Annotated in this window: 12 protein-coding genes; 8 read left to right on the top strand and 4 right to left on the bottom strand. The window is 57.9% G+C overall.

Annotated features, from left to right (window positions below; all coding sequences use genetic code 11):
* Positions 1-25: 25 nt before the first annotated feature.
* Positions 26-1,363 carry a TolC family outer membrane protein gene (locus PI91_RS13525; RefSeq protein ID WP_039266369.1) on the bottom strand — a complete coding sequence of 446 codons (1,338 nt, stop codon included), beginning with the start codon at positions 1,361-1,363 and terminating at the stop codon, positions 26-28.
* A 738-nt stretch (positions 1,364-2,101) separates the two neighbouring features.
* On the opposite strand from PI91_RS13525, the gene PI91_RS13520 reads away from it, so the two are divergent.
* On the top strand, positions 2,102-2,845 hold the full coding sequence (locus tag PI91_RS13520) for a DeoR/GlpR family DNA-binding transcription regulator (RefSeq protein WP_023327424.1): 744 nt from the start codon (positions 2,102-2,104) through the stop codon (positions 2,843-2,845).
* 13 nt (positions 2,846-2,858) lie between these two features.
* Positions 2,859-3,926, top strand: a complete 1,068-nt coding sequence (locus tag PI91_RS13515; protein WP_039266368.1) for an oxidoreductase — start codon at positions 2,859-2,861, stop codon at positions 3,924-3,926.
* Between the two features lie 98 nt (positions 3,927-4,024).
* On the opposite strand, the gene cybB is transcribed toward PI91_RS13515, so the two are convergent.
* Positions 4,025-4,555 (bottom strand): cytochrome b561, encoded by a 531-nt coding sequence (gene cybB / locus PI91_RS13510; protein ID WP_023327423.1) that lies wholly within the window; start codon positions 4,553-4,555, stop codon positions 4,025-4,027.
* Between the two features lie 189 nt (positions 4,556-4,744).
* On the opposite strand from cybB, the gene gap reads away from it, so the two are divergent.
* Positions 4,745-5,746 carry a type I glyceraldehyde-3-phosphate dehydrogenase gene (gap, locus tag PI91_RS13505; protein WP_025911237.1) on the top strand — a complete coding sequence of 334 codons (1,002 nt, stop codon included), beginning with the start codon at positions 4,745-4,747 and terminating at the stop codon, positions 5,744-5,746.
* A gap of 49 nt (positions 5,747-5,795) precedes the next feature.
* Here the strand turns inward: gap and PI91_RS13500 are convergent, their stop codons facing one another.
* Positions 5,796-6,590, bottom strand: coding sequence for a YdcF family protein (locus tag PI91_RS13500; protein WP_039266367.1), 795 nt, complete (start codon positions 6,588-6,590; stop codon positions 5,796-5,798).
* Between the two features lie 327 nt (positions 6,591-6,917).
* Here PI91_RS13500 and PI91_RS13495 point away from each other — a divergent pair, with 327 nt between their 5' ends.
* From PI91_RS13495 to PI91_RS13475, 5 genes are all read left to right on the top strand, one after another.
* Positions 6,918-8,237 carry an MFS transporter gene (locus PI91_RS13495; RefSeq protein ID WP_039266918.1) on the top strand — a complete coding sequence of 440 codons (1,320 nt, stop codon included), beginning with the start codon at positions 6,918-6,920 and terminating at the stop codon, positions 8,235-8,237.
* 158 nt (positions 8,238-8,395) lie between these two features.
* Complete coding sequence (locus PI91_RS13490) at positions 8,396-10,048, top strand: MFS transporter (protein ID WP_008502308.1); 1,653 nt, start codon at positions 8,396-8,398, stop codon at positions 10,046-10,048.
* Between the two features lie 22 nt (positions 10,049-10,070).
* The gene (locus tag PI91_RS13485; RefSeq protein WP_039266366.1) at positions 10,071-11,153 is read left to right on the top strand and encodes an HlyD family secretion protein; all 1,083 of its coding nucleotides are present in this window, start codon (positions 10,071-10,073) and stop codon (positions 11,151-11,153) included.
* On the top strand, positions 11,150-12,529 hold the full coding sequence (locus tag PI91_RS13480; RefSeq protein ID WP_039266365.1) for an efflux transporter outer membrane subunit: 1,380 nt from the start codon (positions 11,150-11,152) through the stop codon (positions 12,527-12,529). Before PI91_RS13485 ends, PI91_RS13480 begins: the two co-directional genes overlap by 4 nt.
* 148 nt (positions 12,530-12,677) lie before the next feature.
* On the top strand, positions 12,678-13,337 hold the full coding sequence (locus PI91_RS13475) for an O-methyltransferase (RefSeq protein ID WP_008502311.1): 660 nt from the start codon (positions 12,678-12,680) through the stop codon (positions 13,335-13,337).
* 81 nt (positions 13,338-13,418) lie between these two features.
* On the opposite strand, the gene hrpA is transcribed toward PI91_RS13475, so the two are convergent.
* On the bottom strand, positions 13,419-17,321 hold the full coding sequence (gene hrpA / locus PI91_RS13470) for an ATP-dependent RNA helicase HrpA (RefSeq protein ID WP_039266364.1): 3,903 nt from the start codon (positions 17,319-17,321) through the stop codon (positions 13,419-13,421).
* Positions 17,322-17,349: the final 28 nt, after the last annotated feature.

Below are 17,349 nucleotides of genomic sequence, written 5' to 3'. Positions count from 1 at the left end.
TTTGCGCGACAATACGCGTCTTTTTTTAACTCAAATCGGGTAGTTTTGCGGCAGCGTTTTTCTCTATTCCAATAAGCGGCATTAAATTATCAACCGCGGAAGCATAATTAATTGCTGAACTCCAGCCATCATACTCAGCGATTATTTTCGCCGAGGTGGCCTGCCAGACATCCTGCTCAACGCTGAGCAGATCGTTAATGCTCCGCTTGCTCAGGGTGTACTCATTTTTATAAACATCACGGGCGCGCAGCGCATTTTCCAGCTGCTGTTTCCCGGCCTCCATTCTTCCCCGCGCGCCGGTCCAGTCCGCCTGCGCGACGGAGGCTTTTTGCAGGACGTCGAAACGCGCCTGATCGACCTGAGAGGAGGCCATCGCCCGCGCGCCTTCAGCCTGCCGCACGCGTGCAGAGACCGCGCCGCCCTGATAAAGCGGTGCGTCAATGTTGAGTTGGATCTGGTCGTCCCAGTACGAACGGTTGTCCGACTCGTAACGGGTACGTCCGCCCTTCAGGCTGAGGGTCGGCCAGTGCTGGGACTTCGCCGTCTCCACGCCATACTGGGCAGAGCGCTCCATGTTTTGCGCGGCCATGACCGCCGGTATCAGCGAATAATCAATGCGGTTGAGCGAATCAGGTTCAACCGCGAGGTTTGCGGGTACAGGCGAAAAGTTTTCTGCCTGCATGCCGGTTAATACCGCAAGCCTTGCGCGGGCGCTGTTTAAGGCGGCCTGATACTGCGCGACCGTTGCCTGCATACCGGCAATACGCGTGCGGGTCTGGAGCTCATCGGAGGTCGAGCTCACGCCCGCGTCGGCGCGCAGCTTTGCCAGCTGCTCAACATTTTTCAGGGCCTGAACGTTCTCCTTTGCTGCCTGCAGCAGATCGGCATAGCGTTTGACCTCGACATAGCTCAGCGCCGTTTTTTCCGCTACGTCAGAGAGCGTGCTCATCAGCTGGTAGCGATAGCTATCGCGCTGGGCGGAAGACTGGCTGATGCTGTTATTGGTCTTGCCAAAATCATAGATCAGCTGCGTCAGGCTCAGTCCCCAGGCGGCTGAATTCTTCAGCGACCCGCTGGAATCGGTAGTCTGGCTATGGCCCGTGCTCCCGTTCAGCGATATTTGCGGCATCCAGCCGCTGCGCGCTTCATCTATTTGTGCCTGACCAATACCGAGCTGCGCGGCCTGCTGACTAATAGACGGATCGCGATCGATAGCAAAAAGAATACTTTCTTTTAAGGTTGTCCTGGCAACCGGGGCAATACCCACCTGACTACTATTGGCGTACGCCGTATTTATGGCTAATGAAATGAATGCCAGCGCTGCTGTAAATCGGCGTAACATTGGCTTTCGTAATATCGTCATTTTATCTCCCTGACTCTGAGTGACACTGAAGCAATTACCCAAAAAGAGGTATAGATAATTAGACAAATATCTTTTTTAGCATCCTTGCCGAATTTTAGGTAAAACTCCCCATACCCATTTCCCCCTGGAGATGAGATCTGCCTGCGTCTTATTTAATTAAGAATTTACTTATTTCCTAAAGTGGTTAGCAGCATAACAAAATGTGTTATAGGCCACTACACCCACAATGTTAATGTGGTGTTACAATTAAGAAAAAAGATGGGGTTTCTGGACAAAACTCGTAAAATGACCTTTCAGATGAAACATATAAACCGTCTGTTATTTAAGGAAAATTCTTAATTTGCTCCCTGCACATTTTTGCGTTAATTTCCGCGCGGGTCAGACACAAAGATTTTCAAAGAAGTGTCAATTTAAGTAGCCAAACAGGATGAATTGGGATTTATCGCTATTAAAAAACTAATTAAAGTAATTAATATCTATAAATGTCTATTTTGTCGAAATTTAACTCCAGACAATGGTGTTGCACTGGTTACATAATCCAAACCGTTAAATAAAACATATCAATAACATTATGATTAACATTCAAAACGGCTTGCTTATACCTGTTTAATAAAATTTTAATAATCACGCATCTGAATCATCACCTCACTCCCCGACATCAAAACCACGTTGCCCTTCTCTCTGCGTTAAAATGCTGTATTATGCAAACTATTGCGATATTTTGCAGGAATGTAACCGATGCACAAAACTGCACGACAGCGCCACGTTCTGGATATCCTGAGCGAGCAAGGCCAGGCCAGCATCACCGAACTGGCAGAAAAGCTGCAGGTTTCAGCCGATACCATCCGTCGGGATCTGACCGACCTGGAGAACCAGGGCCTGGCGCAGAAGAACCACGGCGGAGCCATCGCGCTGAATCTTTCCGCCATGAACCGTCAGGGCCGCAATACGCTGCTGCCGGAAACCAAACAGCGCCTCGGAAAACAGGTGGCCCAGCAGGTCCCTGCGGGTTCTACCCTGTTTCTGGATGCGGGCAGCACGGTAATGGCTGTCGCCTCCTTTCTTCGCGGGCCGCTCACCGTCATAACCACGTCGCTGGATATCGCCCAGCATTTTAGCGACCGGGAAGACGTTGAACTGATCCTGCTCGGGGGGAAATGGGACCACCAGCAGCGCCTGTTTGCCGGAAGCGCCACGTTGTCGTTGCTGTCCCGTTATCGGGCAGATATCGCCATCCTCGGGGCGTGCGCCATTCATGCCGAACTCGGTTTGAGCGCCGGTAAAGAAGCGGATGCCGAGGTTAAGCGCGCGATGCTTGACGCAAGCCATGCGCACTGGATTGTTGCCGACCACCTGAAGGTCAACCGCTGCGAGCCGTATCTGGTTTCCGGGTTATCCAACATTCAACAACTCTTTTTAGATCGTCCCTGGCCTGAGCTTGGGGACCCTGGCGCATTGCAGGTCACGGTGTGCGCGAATTAACGTGGAGAAGTTCATGAGTACAGTTCGAACAATTAACATTGCGCTGATCGGGTATGGATTTGTGGGCAAAACCTTCCATGCCCCGTTAATCCAGTCTGTGGACGGGCTTAAGCTGGCCGTGGTCTCTTCTCGTGATGAAGAGAAGGTTAAACGCGATCTGCCGGACGTAGAGGTGGTCGCCACCCCTGAAGAGGCTATTCAGCATCCTGATGTTGACCTGGTGGTGATTGCCTCCCCCAACGCCACGCACGCCCCGCTGGCGACGCTGGCTCTGAACGCCGGCAAGCATGTCGTGGTGGATAAGCCTTTCACCCTCGACATGCAGGAAGCCCGCGACCTGATTGCGCTGGCGGAGGAAAAGCAGCGTCTGCTCTCCGTCTTCCACAACCGCCGCTGGGACAGCGATTTTCTCGGCATTAAGCAGATTATTGAGCAGGGCACGCTCGGCAAGGTCAAACACCTGGAGTCGCATATTGACCGCTTTCGCCCGGAAGTGCGCGTGCGCTGGCGCGAGCAGAACGTCCCCGGAAGTGGCTTATGGTTTGACTTGGGGCCTCATCTTATCGACCAGACGCTACAGCTCTTTGGCCTGCCGCAGTCGGTTCAGGGGAATATCGCGACGCTGCGCGACGGCGCAGAAATCAACGACTGGGCGCACGTGGTCTTAAACTACCCGGAACATAAGGTGATTTTGCACGCCAGCATGCTGGTGGCGGGCGGTACGGCGCGCTTTGCCGTCCACGGGGACAAGGGCAGCGTGGTGAAGGCCAGAATCGATCAGCAGGAAGCACAGCTGCTCTCCGGGGTGATCCCCGGCAGTGAGGCCTGGGGCGAAGACAGCGACAGCATGGTGTTCTTTGGCGCTGACGGCGCATCGCAGACGATCCCTACCCCGAAAGGCGATCAGCGTCAGTACTACATCAACGTGCGTAATGCGCTACGCGGGGAAATCGCCAATCCTGTCCACCCTGTTGAGGCATTGGCGGTGATGGCTGTGCTGGAAGCGGCGGTGACGTCGTCGGAATCGGGGCCAACGCAGACGCTGGCGTTAACGGCTGAAGAGCGTGCTCTGTTGGGTTAAAAAACAAGCCGGGTGACGCGTAGCGCTCCCGGCCTACGATTCTGGAATTGCATCGTAGGCCGGGTAAAGCATAGCCGCCACCCGGCAAGCGTTAAAGACTACGAACGCTTTTTCGGCATCATGCGCAGAAGGGTATTATCTTTCCAGAAATAGTGGTGCATCAGCGCCGCCGCGGCGTGCAGGCCAATCACAAAATAGCCCAGATTTGCCAGCGTCTCGTGCCACTCTTTCAGCATATCTACCAGGTCAAAATTGGACTCCGCCGCATGCGGCATCGCCAGGCCAAAAGCAAACCAGTCGCTGCCCCGGTTATACATCATCACAATGCCAATCAGCGGCAGCGCAATAAACAGCAGATACACCACCAGATGCCCCAGATGAGACATCCCCGTCACCATCGCTTTTGGCTTCGGTTGAATCGGTGGTGCACGGAATTTCAGGCGAACCAGCAGACGCGCCACCATCAGCACCAGGATACTGATCCCGCATGAGACGTGGATCATGTTGATCGTCGGGCGCGCGGTGCGCGGGAAGAAACCTCTGAACTCCATGGCGCAGTAGGCGACGATGATTAACAGAAACACCAGCCAGTGGATGCCGATTTGCAGGCTTGTATATTTAGTGCGCATGTGATTTCTCGATTAAAAACAGTTACCGCGCCAACATAATCTCCTTTCCTTAAAAATTCATTAACTTTTCTGTATGGTTTTTCAAATACATCCTCCCGCATGAAGCATCTTCAATTGCCGCCCTGCCCGTGATGGTCTAAGCCTGGATGAGTTCAAACTGTCACATCGACACGTTTACAGGAGAACACCATGAGTAAAATTGGCATTAACGGATTTGGACGCATCGGACGTCTTGTTCTGCGCCGCCTTCTTGAAACCCAGGACAGTAATACCGTCGTCGCCATCAACGACCTCACCTCTCCAAAAGTGCTGGCCTACCTGCTCAGGCACGATTCCAACTACGGTGGCTTCCCGTGGAGCGTGGATTTCACCGAGGATGCGCTGATCGTTGACGGTAAAACCATCGCGGTCTATGCCGAAAAAGAGGCAAAGCACATTCCGTGGAAAACCGCGGGCGTGGATATCGTCGTGGAGTGCACCGGCTTTTATACGTCTGAAGAGAAATCACGGGCGCACCTGGACGCGGGCGCGAAGAAGGTGCTGATCTCTGCGCCCGCGGGGGACATGAAAACCATCGTCTACAGCGTGAACGACGAGACCATTGACGCCAGTGATACCATTATTTCCGTCGCCTCCTGCACCACTAACTGCCTCGCCCCGCTGGCAAAAGCCCTGAACGACGCGTTTGAAATTAAGGTGGGCACCATGACCACCATTCATGCCTATACCGGTACCCAGGCGCTGGTGGATGGCCCGCGCGGGAAAGATCTTCGCGCCTCCCGGGCGGCGGCAGAGAATATCATTCCGCACACCACCGGCGCCGCAAAGGCCATCGGTCTGGTGATCCCTGCGCTCAGCGGCAAACTGAAAGGCCACGCCCAGCGCGTGCCGGTTAAAACGGGCTCCGTTACCGAACTGGTGGCCATTCTGGGCAAGAAAGTGACCGTTGAGGAGATTAACGCCGCGCTGAAAAAGGCCACTCAGGGCAATAAATCGTTCGGGTATACCGATGAAGAGATTGTGTCGTCAGATGTGATTGGCTCGCATTATGGTTCGGTGTTTGACGCCACGCAGACGGAGGTGTCAGAAGCGGGAGACCTTCAGCTGGTGAAAGCCGTTGCCTGGTATGACAACGAGTATGGGTTTGTGACGCAGCTGGTGCGGACGCTGGATAAGTTTGCGGCGCTGTGATTTTTCCCCCTCACCCTCTCCCCAATGGGGCGAGGGGATTGTTCCGTGCCTAAATTATTTTACGTGCGCCCTTCAGGACAGGATCCTGCTGCAGCTGTTTCCACGCTGCCATGACGGCCTCGGGGAATTCAACGTGAGCAATATAATCCCGCCCGGCCGGGCCATAGCCGTTGGCGTCATCATACAGGCGCGGCAGCTCCCCCATAACCAGTGAAAGGTAACGGTCAACGGGCCACAGTCCGGTGTGGCCCTCGCTGAATTCCACGCCCTCGTTACCGTTTTGCAGCGTCGGCGTAAACCCGGGATGGCTTATCCACTGCGGTGAATCGGGCTCATCCCGACACACGCGGGCAAACGTCGCCATCGTGCGGCGCTGCATCGTCGGATCCTGCACCACCAGCACCCGCCCGGTCGTTCGATGATGCTGTTTCAGCATGTTCCAGCTAAAGCGCGCGTTTTCGCCACAGTTGGTGGAGCGATCCTCAACCCACAGACGCGCCTCGGGGATCTGCCAGAACGCCTGCGCAATGTCGGCAAGAATGCTCGCTTCGGCCCGCCCGGTGACCGGTACGGTGTGGTAACGCGGATGATTGCCAATGGCGGTATATAAAAAGGGGGTCGAATGGCCGATGCCGCCGCTGATCAGAAGCGGTACATCTCTCTGGGCGGCAATACGGCAGGCCGCGTCAATGGTGGGGATCACCGCGTTTCCGGCCAGAATCACCGCATCGACTTCCGGGCTCGGACGGGTCGCGCTCAGGTCGTCCTGCGCCAGCCATTCACCGACAGTATTGAAGGCCGCCAGCGTGGCATCCGCCAGAACGGGAAAATGGGGCTGAACCATGGTGAACTCCTCACGTTGTTGAAGCGCCGAATTTATCATTTTTCTGAAATAACCAGAAACATCCAAAAATCATCGGGTTGCACCTGCCTATTATGCTTTTGATTTCCAGCCCTACAAAACATTGTATTGTGCAGGCGTCATGAAAAAGCACCCAACGCTGCTTATTTCGCCGTGATCTGACCAGTTTTATCCCCCCTGCGCTTGCCAAAGACAACATCCGACCCTAAGTTGCTTAACAATTTCACAACCTTTTTTATCATCACAGGTTGCACCTGAAGCGCGCCAGGTGACACCTCTCTCATCATCAACGTGGCGGGGTTTCAGGTCATGACAGAACATGAAAGTACGACGACGGTGTTACGTAAAAATAAAAAGGTGTTAATCGCCAGCCTTACCGGGAGCGCCATTGAATGGTTTGACTATTTTCTCTATGGTACGGCGGCCGCGCTGGTCTTCAATAAGATCTTTTTCCCGATGGTCGATCCGGTAATCGGACTCATCCTCTCTTATCTCTCTTTCTCATTAACCTTCTTTATTCGCCCCATTGGTGGGGTACTTTTCGCCCACATCGGCGACCGCATCGGACGGAAAAAAACCCTCGTGCTGACCCTCTCTTTGATGGGAGGTGCAACCGTTATGATTGGCCTGCTGCCCACGTATGAGATGATTGGCCTCTGGGCGCCTGCTCTGCTGATCCTGATGCGCATCATTCAGGGGATGGGCATTGGCGGTGAATGGGGCGGCGCGCTGCTGCTGGCCTATGAATACGCGCCAGAAAAACGTAAAGGCTTCTTCGGCAGTATTCCGCAGGCGGGCGTCACCATCGGCATGCTGATGGCAACCTTTATCGTGTCGCTGATGACCCTGTTCAGCGAGGAGGATTTTCTCTCCTGGGGCTGGCGCATCCCGTTCCTGCTGAGCTCGGTGCTGGTGTTGCTCGGCCTGTGGATCCGCAAAGATATTGACGAAACGCCCGATTTTCAGAAAGTGAAAGCGTCCGGTCAGGTAGCGAAGGCCCCGCTGCGCGATACGCTGAAACATCACTGGCGTGAAGTGTTGATTGCCGCCGGTCTGAAGGTGGTTGAAACCGCGCCGTTCTATATTTTCTCGACCTTCGTGGTGAGCTATGCCACCAGCACGCTGACGTATCAGAAATCGCAGGCGCTGGAAGCCGTGACGCTGGGAGCCCTGGTGGCGACCATTATGATCCCGCTAATGGGGCTACTCTCCGATAAGGTAGGCCGTCAGCGCATGTACGCAATCAGCGTCTTCGTGCTGGGCCTGTTTATCGTACCGTGGTTTATGCTGCTCAATACCGGCACCACATGGGGTATCGTGCTCGCGACGGTCATCGCCTTTGGCGTGTTGTGGGCCCCTGTCACGGCGGTACTCGGCACGCTGTGCTCTGAAATCTTTAGCGCAAACGTGCGCTACACCGGCATTACGCTCGGCTATCAGCTGGGTGCCGCGCTGGCAGGCGGTACCGCGCCGCTGATTGCCACCGGCCTGCTGGCAAAATACGACGGCGACTGGGTGCCGGTGGCCTGGTATCTTGCCGTCACGGTGACCATTTCTTTAATCGCGATTTTCTGCGCCAGCCGCGTTAAGCGCGCCACTCTCATCCAGGCGCAGCCCGAACGTCTCTGACCCTTCCCGGCCCGTCCTGCGGGCCGCTCTTTTTCCTTAAATTTCCCTTCATCATTTGATTAACATGCGTAAATCATATTCACTTGAATTATCATTTGCGGGAGTCGTAGAATCGCTAGCCCGCTAATTATTCAATCATTTCTAAGGTAAACGACGTTATGCGCCTGCCCGAACGCGACCCTTATGCTCCTCGCGAGTGGCAGCCACATGAGAAACCCGCCCTGCTGGGTTCGCCCTCCACGCCCGAACACAGTACGCCAAAACGCATTGCCTATGGCGTCGTGGGCCTGCTGGTCTGCCTGACGGGCGCGCTGGGGAATGCGGTGGTGACCGCCAACCTGCAAAATTTGCAGGGGACCTTCGGCGCCTGGTCAACCGAAATCGCCTGGCTGCCCGCGGTTTATGTGATGACCAACATCTCCATCAACCTGCTGCTGGTTAAATTCCGCCAGCAGTATGGCCTGCGCGCCTTTACGGAAGGTTTTCTGGTGCTGTACGTGCTGGTCACCTTTTTCCACCTGTTCGTTAACGATCTCAGCTCGGCGCTGATGGTGCGCGCCGCGCACGGCATGGTGGCCGCCGCGCTCAGCTCGCTGGGGATTTACTATCAGATCCAGGCCTGGCCTGCGAAGCACCGCCTGAAGGCGCTGACCATCGGCATCACCGGATCGTCACTCGCCATCCCGCTGGCGCGCCTGTTTTCAACCGAGCTGCTGCAGCTGGACGAGTGGCGCGGGCTCTATTTCTTCGAGCTGGGACTGGCGCTGATCTCCCTGGCCTGCGTCATCGCCTTAAAATTACCGCCGGGCGACCGGCGCAAGGTCTTTGAGAAAAAAGACTTTATCACCTTCTTTTTACTGGCTCCCGGGATGGCCCTGCTCTGTGCCGTCCTCTCTCTGGGCCGCCTTGACTGGTGGTTCGAAGCGCCGTGGATCGGCTGGTCGCTGGCGCTATCGCTGGTGCTGATTGTCGCAGCCATCGTCTTTGAACATAACCGCAGCAACCCGCTGCTGAACACCCGCTGGCTGTCGAGCGGCAGCATCGTCCGCCTGGGGCTGATTATGCTGCTGATCCGTATCGTGCTGGCAGAGCAAAACACCGGCGTCATCGGCTGGCTGCAGTACGTGGGCTTACAGAACGAGCAGATGACGCATCTGGCGTGGTCCATTTTCGCCGGGATCGTCTGCGGGATTGTCACCAGCTGTCTCACCATCAAGCCGACGAAACTGGCGTGGCCAATCATTACCTCTCTGGCGCTGATGATTGTTGCCTCGCTGCTGGACAGCCAGTCCAACAACCTGACCCGTCCGGATCAGCTGATGGTAAGCCAGTTCCTGCTGGGCTTCGGCAGCGCCTTCTTCCTGGCGCCCGCTATGCTGGCCGCCATTGGCGGGGTGATCGCCGACCCGCGTAACCTGGTCAGCTTCTCGGTGATGTTTGGCATGAGCCAGAACCTGGGCGGCCTGCTGGGCTCCGCGATCCTCGGCACCTTCCAGACCTGGCGCGAGAAATACCACTCCAGCCTGCTGGCGGACCAGCTCACCACGCTCAACCCACTGGTCAACGAGCGAATTCAGCTTTATACCCAGATGTACAAAAGCCTGATTGGCGACAGCGCGCTGCTGGGCACCCAGGCGATAACGCAGCTGCAAACGGTCACCGCGCTGGAGGCGAATATTCTGGCTTATAACGATACTTATCTGCTGACGGCGAGCATCGCTGCCGCCACGCTGGTCTGGATTTTATGGCGCTTGCTGCGCCTGCGCATCACTGCCCGTCTGGCGCTGAAGAACGCCACCGGCAACAAATAATTGAAAGAGTTCTGGAGAGTTTATGAGTCAGCAGGATGCCGCCAAAGAGCAGGCCAACACCCGCAAAAATGTGCGCATTGTTTCCGTTTTCACCGCCGCCGCCATCGGTATTGTCGGCGTGCTGGTGATCCTTTATGCGTGGCAACTGCCGCCGTTCACCCGTCACGCGCAGTTTACCGATAACGCCTACGTGCGCGGCCAGACGACGTTTATCAGCCCGCAGGTGAACGGCTATATCACCGAGGTAAAGGTTCAGGACTTTGTGCAGGTGAAAAAAGGCGACCTGCTGCTGCAGATCGATGACCGTATCTATCGTCAGCGGGTGCATCAGGCAGAGGCGCAGCTGGCGATGAAAATTGCCGCCCTGAATAACAACCTGCAGCAGCGTAAAAGCGCCGAAGCAACGATCGCCAAAAATGACGCCGCGCTGAAAAATGCCCGCGCCCAGAGCCTGAAAAGCCAGGCGGATTTAAAACGGGTGAAAGAGCTGACGGCGGACGGCTCGCTTTCCATTCGCGAGCGCGACGCCGCGCTGGCCAGTGCCGCTCAGGGTAGCGCCGACATCGACCAGGCGAAAGCCGCCCTTGAGATGTCGCGTCAGGATCTGCAGACGGTGATTGTCAATCGCGGTGCGCTGGAAGCGGATGTTGAAAACGCCAAAGCGGCGCTGGAGCTGGCGCAGATTGACCTGCAAAACACCCGCATTGTGGCGCCGCGTGACGGCCAGCTCGGCCAGATCGCCGTGCGTCTCGGGGCCTACGTGACCGCCGGAACCCATCTCACCACCCTGGTGCCGCCAAAGCACTGGGTCATCGCCAACATTAAAGAGACCCAGCTCGCGGAGCTGCGCGTCGGCCAGCCGGTGAAGTTCACCGTTGATGCCCTGAACAACAAGGCGTATCAGGGCCGCGTGGAGAGCATCTCCCCGGCGACCGGCGTGGAGTTCAGCGCCATCACGCCGGATAACGCCACCGGCAACTTTGTCAAAATAGCCCAGCGTATTCCGGTGCGCATTGAGGTGCTCGGTAAGCCAGAGGACGCCGCGCTGCTGCGTCCGGGTATGTCGGTGCAGGTAACCATTGATACGCGGGAGGCGAAGCAATGATCCTTCGCCCGATAGCCGCGCTGGTGGCGACGGTCATGCTGGCCGGATGCCAGTCCGTTGACGTCAAACCGGCGCAGCCGACGCTGCACATCCCCACCCAGTGGCGCACCGTCTCCGGCCCTGCCAGCCCGGCGGAGCAGCTCTGGTGGCGTAATTTCCATGACAACCACCTGAACCGCTATGTGGATCAGGCGCTACAGCACAACAGCGACGTGCTGATCGCCCGCGAACGGATAAACGAGTATCAGGCGCGGGTCTATGCGGCCGACGGCAGCCTGTTTCCCTCCCTCGACGCGGGCTTAACCGGGACGCGCGCCCGTTCACAATCCGCGGCGACCGGGCTGCCGGTTTACGGCACATTGTACAAAGGGAGCCTGACGGCAAGCTATGACGTGGATATCTGGGGCGTCAACCGCAGCACCTCGCGCGCTGCCGAAGCCTCGCTGGCGGCGCAAAAAGCCGCCGCCGCGGCCGCGGATTTGACCGTCGCCTCGTCTGTGGCATCCGGGTATGTCACCCTGCTCTCGCTTGACGAGCAGCTGCGGGTGACCGAGTCCACGCTGAAATCGCGCGAAGAGGCGTTTAACCTTGCGAAGCGTCAGTTTGAGACGGGCTACAGCTCGCGCCTGGAGCTGATGCAGTCGGATTCCGAACTTCGCTCAACGCGGGCGCAGGTGCCCGTGCTGCAGCACCAGATTGCACAGCAGGAGAATGCCCTCAGCCTGCTGCTGGGAAGCAACCCGGGCGACGTGGCGCGCAGTGAAAGCTTTGCAGCACTGACGCCGCTAACGCTGCCGTCGCAGCTGCCTTCTACGCTGCTGAACCGCAGGCCGGATATCGTCCAGGCCGAACGCCAGCTGGTGGCGGCGGATGCCTCGCTCGCGGCGTCGCGCGCCAGCCTGCTGCCGTCGATCAACCTGACCGCGACAGGATCGGTTCAGGATCGCACCCTTTCCGGCCTGCTGGACAACCCGCTTCAGCTCTGGAGCGTCGGAGGCAGTATTCTCGCCCCGCTGCTGAACCGCCAGGCGCTGAATGCGCAGGTGGATATTTCTCAGTCCCAGCGTAACCAGGCGCTGTACGCTTATGAAAAAACCGTGCGTAACGCGTTTGCCGAAGTGAACAACAGCCTTGATGCGATAAGTCGCTATCAGGAACAGCTGACGGAGCTGCTTGCCCAGCAGGATGTGGCCCAGGAGACGCTGCGCATTGCGCAGAATCGCTATCGCAACGGCTACTCCTCCTATCTGGACGTGCTGGACGCGCAGCGCACGCTGTTCTCGGTCCAGACCAGCGTCGTGCAGGTGAAAAATAACCTGCTGCTGGCGCAGATTGATTTGTACAGAGCGCTGGGCGGCGGCTGGGTCAGTGCCTGAAAACCTGCCCGGTGGCGCTTCGCTTACCGGGCCTACATTTCGCCCCGTAGGCCGGGTAAGCGAAGCGCCACCCGGCGTTTATTCCTCAGCCCTGTAAGCCGGGTAAGGCGCAGCCGCGACCCGGCGATTCCCCCTCAGGAGACAATCTATGCAACAACAGTGGTCTGCAGTTGATAATTTCATGATTTCGTCACTTATTCCTGACGATGACGTACTGAATCAGGTGCTGGAAAACAACAAACGCGCTGGGCTGCCTGAACATGATGTCGCGGCTAATCAGGGGCAGCTGCTGGCGCTGTTCGTGCGCATGACGCAGGCAAGACGCATTCTTGAGATCGGGACGCTGGGTGCCTACAGCTCAATCTGGATGGCGCGCGCGCTGCCGCCGGACGGTAAGCTGATTACGCTTGAGGCCGATCCCACGCATGCCCGCGTTGCGCGCGAGAATATTCAGCTTGCGGGGTTAAACGAACGCATTGAATTAATTGAAGGCCCGGCGCTGAGCTCGCTGGAGAATTTCGGCGAGGTTCCGCCGTTCGACCTGATCTTTATTGATGCCGATAAGCCGAACAATCCCGGCTATCTGGAATGGGCGCTGCACTACTCCCGCCCCGGTACGGTAATTATCGGCGATAACGTGGTCCGTGATGGCGAAGTCATTAACGGCCAAAGCGACGACGCGCGCGTGCTGGGCGTGCGGCGTTTTATTGAGATGATGGGCGATAACCCGCGCTTAACCGCCACCGCGCTGCAAACGGTGGGGATTAAGGGATGGGATGGGTTTACGCTGGCGATTGTAGAACGATAACCAGCCGGGTGGCGGCTACGCCTTACCCGGCCTACCCGTTCTCCCGTAGGCCCGGTAAGCGCAGCGCCACCGGGCAAGGGTTTAACCTGAAATCAGCTCCATCGCCTGCAAAATACGCTTATCCGAAATCGGATACGGCGTACCGAGCTGCTGGGCAAAGAAGCTGACGCGCAGCTCCTCGATCATCCAGCGGATCGCCTGCACGTCTTCATCGTCGCGGCGCGCTGGCGGCAGCTTGTTCAGCCACTGCTGCCACGCCTGCTGCACGCTCTCCACTTTCAGCATCTGCGCGCGATCGCGGTGCGGGTCGATAGCCATTTTCTCCAGCCGTTTTTCAATCGCCTGCAGATAGCGCAGCGTATCGCCGAGACGGTTGAAGCCGTTGCCGGTGACAAAGCCGCGGTAAACCAGCCCCGCCATCTGCGCCTTCACGTCCGACAGACCCAGCGCCATGGTCATATCCACGCGCCCTTTCAGACGCTTGTTGATGTTGAACACGGTGGTGAGGATCTGCTCGACCTGTTTGGCAATCTCCACCACGGTGTCGTTCAGCTCCGCGCGCACCTTTTCATGCAGCTGAGCAAAGCCCTCTTCCGTCCAGACCGGGCCGCCCGCCTCGTGGATCAGTTTGTCCACGCCGCAGGAGATGCAGTCGTCAATCAGATCCAGCACCTTGCCGTACGGGTTAAAGTAGAGCCCCAGCTTGGCCTTGTTCGGCAGCTTCTCGTGCAGATACTTGATCGGCGACGGGATGTTGAGCAGCAGCAGGCGACGCAGCCCGCGCCACATCATCTGCTGCTGTTCCTGCGGGTTATCAAACAGCTTGATCGCCACGCTGTCGCGCTCGTCCACCAGCGCAGGCCAGGCCTTGACCTTATAGTTACCGCGCTTCTGCTCGTAGCTCTCCGGAAGCTGGCCAAAGCTCCAGATGTGCAGCCCGCTCTGCTCGATGCCGTCGTCGGCCACCGCAGAGAGCGTCTCCTGGACTTTGCCTTTTAGCGCCTCTTTCAGCTCGCTCAGGGAACGCCCTTCCTGCAGCTTTTTGTTTTTATCGTCCACCACGCGGAAGGTGATTTTCAGGTGATCGGGCACCTGATCCCAGTTCCAGTCGTCGCGGTCGATGGTGGTGCCGGTCATGCGGCGGAACTCGCGCTCCAGCGCGTCCAGCAGCGGCAGCTCCAGCGGCGTGACGCGGCCCAAAAACGCTTCCGCGTAATTTGGCGCAGGCACAAAGTTGCGGCGCACCGGTTTCGGCAGAGATTTGATCAGCGCAATCACCAGCTCGCGGCGCAGGCCGGGGATTTGCCACTCGAACCCGCTCTCGTCAACCTGGTTTAACAGCGGCAGCGGAATGTGGACGGTCACGCCGTCCGCGTCGGCCCCCGGCTCAAACTGATAGGTCAGCCGCAGCTTGAGGTTGCCCTGATGCCAGAAGTTCGGGTAGTCGAGCTTGCTGACCGACTCCGCCCCCTCTTTAATCAGCATGCTCTTTTCGAAGTTGAGCAGGTCCGGCGTCTCTTTGCTGGCCTTCTTCCACCAGCTGTCGAAGTGGCGGGCGGAAATCACATCGTGGCTGATGCGCTGGTCGTAAAACTCGAACAGCGCTTCATCGTCCACCAGAATGTCGCGGCGGCGGGACTTGTGCTCAAGTTCCTCCACTTCCGCGCGCAGCTTCAGGTTTTCGCGGAAGAAGGCGTGGCGCGTCTGCCAGTCACCCTCCACCAGCGCGTGACGGATAAACAGCTCGCGGCTGAGCGACGGATCGATCTGGCTGTAGTTGACCTTGCGCGCGGCGACCACCGGCAGGCCGTAAACGGTCACTTTTTCGGTCGCCATCACCGCGCCCTGCGCACGCTCCCAGTGCGGTTCACTGTACGAGCGCTTAAGCAGATGCTGCGCCACCGGCTCCACCCATTCCGGATCGATACGGGCGGCAATGCGTCCCCACAGGCGGCTGGTTTCCACCAGCTCGGCAACCATGGTCCATTTCGGCGGCTTCTTGAACAGGCCAGAACCCGGGAAGATGGCGAAACGGGCGTTGCGCGCGCCGGTATACTCCTGCTTCTCGGCGTCCTTCATCCCAATGTGGGACAGCAGGCCGGTCAGCAGCGCGATATGGATTTCGCGGTACTCCGCCGGTTCGCTGTTCACCGGAATGCCCAGCTCTTTCACCACCTGGCGAAGCTGAGTATAGATATCCTGCCACTCGCGCACGCGCAGGTAGTTGAGGAAATCCACCCGGCACTGGCGGCGGAACTGGTTCGAGGAGAGCGCCTTCTGCTGCTCGCCGAGGTAGTTCCACAGGTTCACGAAGGCGAGGAAATCGGACTCTTTGTCGTGGAAGCGACGGTGTTTTTCGTCCGAGGCCTGCTGTTTGTCCATCGGACGCTCGCGCGGATCCTGAATGGACAGCGCCGAGGTAATGATCATCGCCTCGCGCACGCAGCCGTGCTTTTGCGCTTCCAGCACCATACGCGCCAGGCGCGGATCGACCGGGAGCTGGCTGAGCTGGCGGCCCAGCGGCGTCAGCTTATAAACCGTCGCCTGCTCGTCGGTGGTAATCGCCCCGAGCTCTTCCAGCAGACGCACGCCGTCCTGAATGTTGCGCTTATCCGGCGCTTCGACGAACGGGAACGCCGCGATGTCGCCCAGCCCCAGGGCGGTCATCTGCAGGATAACGGACGCCAGGTTGGTGCGCAGAATTTCCGGGTCGGTGAACTCCGGGCGCGACAGGAAATCGTCTTCGGAATAGAGACGAATGCAGATCCCTTCCGACACGCGGCCGCAGCGGCCCTTACGCTGGTTAGCAGAAGCCTGAGAGACCGGCTCAATCGGCAGCCGCTGAACCTTCGTGCGGTAGCTGTAGCGGCTGATGCGCGCCGTGCCCGGATCGATCACGTATTTAATACCCGGCACGGTGAGCGAGGTTTCCGCCACGTTGGTCGCCAGGACGATGCGGCGTCCGCTGTGCGGCTGGAAGACGCGGTTCTGTTCGCTGTTGGACAGGCGGGCATACAGCGGCAGGATCTCGGTGTGGCGCAGGTCGCGCTTGCTGAGCGCATCGGCGGTATCGCGGATTTCGCGTTCGCCGCTCATGAAGATCAGGATGTCGCCCGCGCTTTCGTTACCCAGCTCGTCAACGGCATCGAAGATGGCCTGCAGCTGGTCGCGCTCGGTATCATCCGCCTCTTCCACAATCGGGCGATAGCGCACTTCAACCGGATACGTCCGCCCAGACACCTCAATAATCGGCGCATTGTTGAAGTGTTTCGAGAAGCGTTCCGGGTCGATGGTCGCGGAGGTGATGATCACTTTCAGATCCGGGCGACGCGGCAGCAGCTCTTTCAGGTAGCCGAGCAGGAAGTCGATGTTCAGGCTGCGCTCGTGCGCTTCGTCAATGATGATGGTGTCGTACTGCATCAGCAGGCGATCCTGCTGAATTTCCGCCAGCAGAATACCGTCGGTCATCAGCTTGACCATGGTGTTATCGCTGACGTGGTCGCTGAAGCGCACCTTGTAGCCGATGCAGCCGCCCGGCTCCGTCTGCAGCTCTTCGGCAATACGGTTGGCGACGGTGCGCGCCGCCAGACGACGCGGCTGGGTATGGCCAATCAGGCCTTTGATCCCGCGGCCCAGCTCCATACAGATTTTCGGCAGCTGGGTGGTTTTCCCCGAACCGGTTTCACCCGCGACAATCACCACCTGGTGGTCGCGTACGGCCTCAAGAATGTCCTGTTTCTTCTGGCTGACGGGCAGGTTTTCCGGGTAGGTAATCGCCGGGCGCGCAGCTTCGCGCAGCACAACCTTCCCTGCCGCCTGTTCAATCTCTTTCGCCATCTCCTGGTAAATGGCCTGTTGAGCATCAGGATTTTTAACCTTCTTGACGCCGTGCAGACGGCGGGCGAAGCGCTGTTTATCACGCAGCGTCAGAGAATCGAGCTGTTGCAGGAGCATCGGGAAGGTGAATTTTTGTTGTTCTGTCATAGCGTTAAAGGGCAGTACACGCCCTGAT

It is taken from the genome of Enterobacter sp. FB (genome assembly GCF_000805795.1).
Taxonomy (GTDB): domain Bacteria; phylum Pseudomonadota; class Gammaproteobacteria; order Enterobacterales; family Enterobacteriaceae; genus Enterobacter; species Enterobacter roggenkampii.
This window is presented reverse-complemented; position numbering and strand designations above follow the sequence as displayed.